This is a genomic window from Flavobacterium sp., assembly GCF_044348915.1.
Lineage (GTDB): Bacteria > Bacteroidota > Bacteroidia > Flavobacteriales > Flavobacteriaceae > Flavobacterium.
Genome location: NZ_JBIKRX010000118.1, coordinates 1 through 6,729, shown reverse-complemented (window position 1 = coordinate 6,729; position 6,729 = coordinate 1). Strand labels below are relative to the sequence as shown.

The window sequence follows — 6,729 nt, the reverse complement described above, 5'->3', positions numbered from 1 at the left end:
ATGAAAGTACAAAATATAAAAAGATTCACCTAATAAATCCAATGACTATGTGGCATGAATTCGAATTTTATTTCACGTCATTTTGACATGAAATAAAATCCCTATATTTGAGACTGATTAGTTACGAACTATTTTTTATTACACGAATTCTTAGAAATAAATAAAATTAGTGTAATTCAATTTTAAATTTGATAAAAAATTCGTGACAATTGGTGTGATTCGTGGCTAATTTTTTTTTCTTTTTTTAAAAGCGAATGCCCTGGCTTTCGAAGCTGGTTTTAATTGTAAGCAAAAGAATAGGAAATACTATCCCAGTAATTTCCACAATTTTACTTTCGCCAACTAAGCGCAATTTTAGCAATCTGTATTTTACCAAACCTTTCATTGCAGCATCCCAATTTTTGCCACTCCATTCCGATTTGATTTTCAATACACCCTAATCCATTTTTATCTATTTTATGTAAAGAAATTGGACAAACTGTTTTACACAAAAAACTAAAACCATCTACTCTTGGCAGGTTTGCAAACTATTTCCCACCCAACTAGTTTTGCATAATACTTGGCTAACAAAAGTGATATGTGTACCTCAACATCACTCTTTCACTGTATATATAGAATTGACGTAAGATTTGAAATCATACAAAGACAAAGTGCATATTAATGTTAAAAAAATAATTTTTTTGCTACTCTTGAAAATTGTTTAAAGCTATAAACGGGAATTAATTTTGTTATATTTGTAATATTATACACATATAAATTTTATATTGATGTATTTTAACAGTGATTTTACGTATTTAATCGTATTTTTTTGTTGAACCAATGATTTTTTAAATTACATTTGAATTGTGAATTAGAATACAGGTCTGTTAACGGACTGAAACAAAATTCTCGTTTTTTATAAGTTGCAGATTACTTAGTTGTTGATATAATGCCATTGGAGATCTGCAAATTTGCTAACAACAGAATTAAAATTTGTAAAAGAGATTTGGAAAACACTGGTCTAAAGGATTTTGTGCTTCACAAAACAGAAAATATACAACAACATAATTTGGCCATAAGTCAATATAGTTTTACCGAAATAAAAAGAAGAAACCAAATTGAAACAAATATAAAATAATCGATCTCCCTAGTAGTGAAGCCCCCCTTCGCAACAAACGGGAATCAAACAACCCAAACCTACTAAAAAATATAGCTAATGCTGTTTATAAACCTATACCTCGTAGTTACATATATCGCATCATTTGAAATTGCCAATAAAAAAGCAAATAATGGGGACGGCTGGGACGTCGAACTCTTCATAACATCATTGCTATTTCCGTTGGCTCTTCCAATCTTGATACTAGCGGGAATTTACAATTACCTTACAGAAAAATCTTCGTTTTAGTGATTTTATAATTCAGCAGCCTCTACAAGGGGCAAGTAAAGGATCAATCTTAAAACTGTGATGTTCTAAAAATTTGGCTGCAATACTATTGATGGGAATAAAAAAAGGAATTTCAAATGAAACTCCTTAGTTTGTATTAATTTGTGAATAAATCTATCCTGCTATTTCCACTACTTTGCTTTCGCCAACCAAGGTCACTTTTACCAATCCGTGTTTAGCTAAGCCTTTTATAGCAGCATCCCATTTTTTGCCACTCAAATCCGATTTGATTTTCAATAAACCCAAATCCATTTTGTTTTCATTGGTTTTTAGCAAATCGAGAATCAATTTTTCTTCATTAGTTAACTCAATGACAACCTGTTTTTTCTCCGGACGCATTTGCGGGAAGAACAATACTTCTTGAATCGAAGCATTATTGGTCAAGAACATCATCAAACGATCCATTCCAATTCCTAAACCAGAAGTGGGAGGCATGCCATATTCTAATGCTCTCAAGAAATCTTCGTCAATCGTTCCGGTAGCTTCATCATCTCCTTTTTCGGACAAACGCATTTGATCTTCAAAACGTTCTCGTTGGTCAATTGGGTCATTCAATTCAGAGTAAGCGTTTGCTACTTCTTTACCACAAACCATCAATTCGAAACGTTCGGTCAAAGCTGGATTGTCACGGTGCTCTTTACAAAGCGGCGACATTTCCTTTGGATAATCCGTGATAAAGGTAGGTTGAATATAATTTCCTTCGCATTTTGCGCCGAAAATCTCGTCTATCAATTTTCCTTTACCCATAGTTTCATCCACTTCAATTCCCATTCCTTTGGCAGCGTCAAAAAGTTCCGCTTCGCTTTTGCCAGAAATATCAAAACCAGTAAAATGTTTGATAGAATCCGTCATCGTCACACGAGCATAAGGCGCTTTGAAATTGATTTTATGTTCACCAAAAGTCGCTTCGCTAGTTCCATTTACACCAATAGCGCAATGTTCCAGCAAGTTTTCGGTAAACTTCATCATCCAATTGTAGTCTTTGTAGGCTACATATATTTCCATAGCGGTAAATTCCGGGTTGTGTGTTCTGTCCATTCCTTCGTTACGGAAGTTTTTCGAAAACTCATACACGCCGTCAAATCCACCAACAATCAATCTTTTTAAATACAATTCGTTTGCAATACGCATATACAACGGAATATCAAGCGAGTTGTGGTGCGTGATAAAAGGTCTCGCCGCAGCACCACCTGGAATCGATTGTAAAACGGGAGTTTCAACCTCTAAATATCCTGCATCGTTAAAGAAACCACGCATCGAGTTGAACAATTTAGTTCTTTTGATAAACGTCTCTTTTACATTGTGATTCACTGTCAAATCCACATAACGCATTCTGTAACGCAACTCAGCATCGTTGAAAGCATCGTGCACTTTTCCGTCTTCATCCACTTTAGGCAATGGCAACGGACGCAAAGTTTTACTCAAAAACGTAAATTTATCCACGCGAATACATTGCGCACCTACTTTGGTGGTAAACAATTCTCCTTCAATACCAATAAAATCGCCCAAATCGGTCAATTTTTTGAATACTTGGTTGTACAAAGTTTTATCTTCACCCAAACACAAAACATCGCGATTCACGTACAATTGAATACGTCCTTCGCTATCCTGCAATTCGGCAAAACAAGCTTTTCCTTGGTCTCTTACACTCATCAAACGTCCAGCAACAATAACCTTCTTGCCTTCCTCAAAGTTTTCCTTTATTTGTTTTGAAGTATGATTTACAGGAAAAAGATTAGCAGGATAAGGGTTAATGCCCAAATTGCGCAAGCCTTGTAGTTTTTCTCTTCGGATAATTTCTTGTTCGGATAATGCCATTGGATTCTGATTTTTAAGAGTGCAAAGATAACAAAAGTTCCGATAGCTATCGGAAGCAGATTTAAGATTTTTTTGAAGCAGAAACATTGGGTTTTGCATCAACAGTCGTCCCGCTATCCGTTACAATATTTATTAAATCTATAAGGTTTTTAAAACCTTATAGGTTTGGCAAAAAAGGATTTCCACTACTATCGGGGCTAAGCAATTTTTTTTAGCTTTTCATAAAACCTTTCAAAAAAAATACCAATAATTTAAATCCGTGTCAATCCGTTAACCCGAGACCAAAGGTCGACCTGGCGAAGCAATCTGTGTCATCTGTGTGCCATTTTTATTTGAAGGCACATAGCCAATAAAAACTTTGTAACTTTGCAATTCAAAATAAGGCAATGAACAAAACCATCCAACTTCAAGATTTAGGACTCCAAGATTATAAAACTACTTGGGAATACCAAGAAGAAATTTTCAAAGGAATAGTCGATTTGAAAATCCAGAATAGGAGAGAGGGAACAAACTTGGAAACTCCCAATTACTTCCTTTTTGTCGAGCATCCTCACGTTTATACGTTGGGGAAAAGTGGTGACTTGGAAAATTTATTGCTGAACGAAAAACAACTCGAAGCCAAAGGAGCCACTTTCTACAAAATCAATCGTGGTGGGGATATTACCTATCACGGACCCGGACAAATCGTAGGTTATCCTATTTTGGACTTGGAGCATTTCTTTACAGACATTCATAAATACTTGCGTTTTCTAGAAGAATCTATCATTCTCACGTTGCAAGAATACGGATTAGAATGTGGACGAAGCGAAGGCGAAACAGGTGTTTGGCTCGGTGCTGGAACTCCGTTTGCCCGTAAAATTTGTGCGCTTGGCGTTCGTGCTTCTCGTTGGGTTACGATGCACGGTTTAGCGCTGAATGTCAATGTCGATTTGGGTTATTTCGATAATATTATTCCTTGTGGTATTCGTGGTAAAGCAGTCACTTCGTTGAATGTGGAATTGGGAGTCGAAAAAGTCGATGAAGCCGAAGTAAAAGCCAAAATTGTAAAGCATTTTACTCAATTGTTTGAGGCGGAGTTTGTGGCTAAATAAGTTACGACCTGCTAGCTGGCAGGTTGGGTATAAAAAATACTTCGTCAATTATTTCTATATGTTTATCAGTGCGAAACCGCTTTTAAACCCACGATCGAGGCAATCAAGGTGGCAATGAAAAATAGTCGCAGAAAAGTCGCAGGTTCTTTGAATACCAAAATCCCAACCAAAACAGTTCCAACTGCTCCAATTCCTGTCCATACAGCATAGGCTGTTCCCATTGGTAAGGTTTGGGTTGCTTTAATCAAAAGTCCCATACTTATAGTTAATGTAACGAGAAAGGCTGCATACCATAAATACATTTCGCTTCCTGTTGTTTCTTTTGCTTTTCCTAAACAGAAAGCAAAGGCTACTTCAAATAATCCTGCTATAATTAGTAGTATCCAATTCATTTTTTTGGTTTTTTTTTCGGTTTGTTCAAATGATTCTTTTTCAGTATTTTATGGGTTTCCTAGTGTCCATTTTAAAGCTTTTTCTTTCGTTGCTCTAAAAATAGTGTTATGTTTTTCTTTTGGCTCAGGGGAATATTTCCATTTCACAGTTGAAATGTTTTCTGTTTTGAAAATTTCAGCTAAGTCATTTGTGTATTGTGAAATGTCTTCGGCACTTGAACCTGCAAACCAAATTCTTTTTTCTGTTTTAGGAAAACTGGCTAAATGTTCTTTTGCTGTTCGTACTAAATAGTGATTATTCCACCAAATTGAAGGGTCAAATGCAATATAATTGTCAAACATATCAGGCGCAAGAAAAAATGTTTCTACCACAAAAAGCCCTGACAATGATTCTCCAATAATGCTTTTTTGAGAAGTGGTTCTATATCGTTTATTGATTTCAGGAAAAAGTTCTTCTTTAATAAATGCTCTAAATTTTTCAGAGCCACCAACAATTGGTGCAATTTCTTTGTCTGTTTCAATATCTGTTGGTCCGGTTAAATCTCGTCTGCGTTGTGTATTTGTAATACCTACTAAAATCATTGGAGGAATGCTTTTCGACTTTATAAGCTCTGCCATTGTGTTTGCAATATGCGGAAAGTCCTCGTCAATTATTCCGCCATCTGCCATATACATTACGGGTAAAGAATCGGTATTGGTTTTATATTCTGATGGCATCCAAACATTTATAGTTCTAGTTTCACCAACTAGTTTAGATTCAATCGTAAATTCATCGTGAACAGGAATTCGATCTTTCTTTTGTGAATATGTTGCATAGCTTATAAAAAACAAGGGCAATAACAAATTGCAATATATAGATTTCATATTTTCTATTAATCTGTTGGTTAATCGTGGGCGGATTCAAAAATACTGCTAATGTCGTCCGTCTTATTGGCGCAGGGCGGGTGTAGAAGGACTGCACTTTGATTAAAGACCAAAGATAATTAGAATGCCTAATCTTCGATAAAAAACACGGTCGTTTTTTTCGGGCAATCTTCATAAGGACTTTTATTACATACAATTCTAAATATCCAATTTCAACTGTTCCGGCAACAATCGAAAACTCATTCTGTGGTATTTGGTGGTGCCATATTTCCGGATGGCTTCGCGGTGTTCGGTAGTTGGGTAGCCTTTGTTTTGCTTCCAATTGTACATCGGGAATTCCTCGTGAATGGCATTCATATAATCGTCACGATAGGTTTTTGCCAAAACAGAAGCTGCAGCAATGCTCAAATATTTCGAATCGCCTTTTACGATGCTTTGATTGGGAATGGATTTCAGTATTTCGATTTCTTCCTTTGTCAATTGTTTGCCAAAATTGGTTTTCAAACCGAGTTTGGCATTCAAAGCGCGATTGCCATCTACAATGATGAATTCGGGAGTTGGATTTAATTTCAAGACACATTCCTGCATTCCTTTCATCGAAGCATTCAGTATGTTGATTTCGTCGATTTCTTTTGGATGCAAATCCGTTACGGCAAATGAAACAGCGTTTTCTTCGATAATGGGTCTGAGTTTTTCTCTGGTTTTTTCGGATAATTGTTTGCTGTCATTCAAAATTATATTCTCAAAATCAGGCGGAAGAATGACAGCGGCAGCCGTAACTGGACCGGCTAGGCAGCCACGACCGGCTTCGTCGGTTCCAGCTTCCAGAATAAAATTGGAAAAATTAGTGAGCAGCATTTTGAATTATTTGAAGACAAATATTATATTTTTTTTCGAAATAATTTGACCTATTTTCAAGGCATTCGCATTTAAAATTTTTAGCCACGAATTTCACGAATTAGCACAAATTTATAAAAACAAAAAAACACCACTAATTTTCTTTTATTTAAAATGAATAGGTATAGGCGTTTAGGCCGCCCAAAAACGAAAATAGTATTACCTTTGTCAAATGAGTACAAGGGAGAAATTTATAGGTGTGAATTCAATAAAATTTAACAAGCGATTTAAGGAAGATGCAGAC

Annotated in this window: 7 protein-coding genes and 1 pseudogene; 3 read left to right on the top strand and 5 right to left on the bottom strand. The window is 35.7% G+C overall.

Translation table 11 applies throughout. The annotated features are described in order from the left end of the window. Nucleotides 1-244: 244 nt before the first annotated feature. Nucleotides 245-430, bottom strand: a complete 186-nt coding sequence (locus ACIQ1E_RS13325) for a hypothetical protein (protein WP_396171803.1) — start codon at nucleotides 428-430, stop codon at nucleotides 245-247. Between the two features lie 477 nt (nucleotides 431-907). Between ACIQ1E_RS13325 and ACIQ1E_RS13320 the strand changes: the two are divergent. After that, nucleotides 908-1,026 (top strand): annotated as a pseudogene (locus tag ACIQ1E_RS13320) (IS982 family transposase); the annotation flags it as partial. Between the two features lie 169 nt (nucleotides 1,027-1,195). Next, nucleotides 1,196-1,384 (top strand): hypothetical protein, encoded by a 189-nt coding sequence (locus ACIQ1E_RS13315; RefSeq protein ID WP_396171802.1) that lies wholly within the window; start codon nucleotides 1,196-1,198, stop codon nucleotides 1,382-1,384. Between the two features lie 153 nt (nucleotides 1,385-1,537). On the opposite strand, the gene lysS is transcribed toward ACIQ1E_RS13315, so the two are convergent. Beyond that, nucleotides 1,538-3,241 (bottom strand): lysine--tRNA ligase, encoded by a 1,704-nt coding sequence (gene lysS / locus ACIQ1E_RS13310; RefSeq protein WP_396171800.1) that lies wholly within the window; start codon nucleotides 3,239-3,241, stop codon nucleotides 1,538-1,540. Nucleotides 3,242-3,627: 386 nt separating this feature from the next. Between lysS and lipB the strand changes: the two genes are divergently transcribed. Then, nucleotides 3,628-4,332, top strand: a complete 705-nt coding sequence (gene lipB / locus ACIQ1E_RS13305; RefSeq protein WP_396171798.1) for a lipoyl(octanoyl) transferase LipB — start codon at nucleotides 3,628-3,630, stop codon at nucleotides 4,330-4,332. 65 nt (nucleotides 4,333-4,397) lie between these two features. Here lipB and ACIQ1E_RS13300 read toward each other — a convergent pair whose 3' ends face one another. The 3 genes from ACIQ1E_RS13300 to ACIQ1E_RS13290 all read right to left on the bottom strand — a co-directional run bounded on the left by ACIQ1E_RS13300 (nucleotide 4,398) and on the right by ACIQ1E_RS13290 (nucleotide 6,446). Then, entirely contained in the window at nucleotides 4,398-4,724 is a 327-nt protein-coding gene (locus ACIQ1E_RS13300; protein ID WP_396171797.1) for a DMT family transporter, read from the bottom strand. Nucleotides 4,725-4,772: 48 nt separating this feature from the next. Next, nucleotides 4,773-5,588, bottom strand: coding sequence for an alpha/beta hydrolase (locus ACIQ1E_RS13295; RefSeq protein ID WP_396171796.1), 816 nt, complete (start codon nucleotides 5,586-5,588; stop codon nucleotides 4,773-4,775). A 198-nt stretch (nucleotides 5,589-5,786) separates the two neighbouring features. Then, a complete protein-coding gene (locus ACIQ1E_RS13290) occupies nucleotides 5,787-6,446 on the bottom strand; it encodes a ribonuclease HII (protein ID WP_396171795.1) in 660 nt (219 codons plus the stop codon). Nucleotides 6,447-6,729: the final 283 nt, after the last annotated feature.

Coding starts and splice junctions, on each gene's coding strand:
- ACIQ1E_RS13290 (WP_396171795.1), bottom strand. CDS start 6,446: ATGCTGCTCACTAATTTTTCCAATTTTATTCTGGAAGCTGGAACCGAC.
- lipB (WP_396171798.1), top strand. CDS start 3,628: ATGAACAAAACCATCCAACTTCAAGATTTAGGACTCCAAGATTATAAA.
- ACIQ1E_RS13300 (WP_396171797.1), bottom strand. CDS start 4,724: ATGAATTGGATACTACTAATTATAGCAGGATTATTTGAAGTAGCCTTT.
- ACIQ1E_RS13295 (WP_396171796.1), bottom strand. CDS start 5,588: ATGAAATCTATATATTGCAATTTGTTATTGCCCTTGTTTTTTATAAGC.
- lysS (WP_396171800.1), bottom strand. CDS start 3,241: ATGGCATTATCCGAACAAGAAATTATCCGAAGAGAAAAACTACAAGGC.
- ACIQ1E_RS13315 (WP_396171802.1), top strand. CDS start 1,196: ATGCTGTTTATAAACCTATACCTCGTAGTTACATATATCGCATCATTT.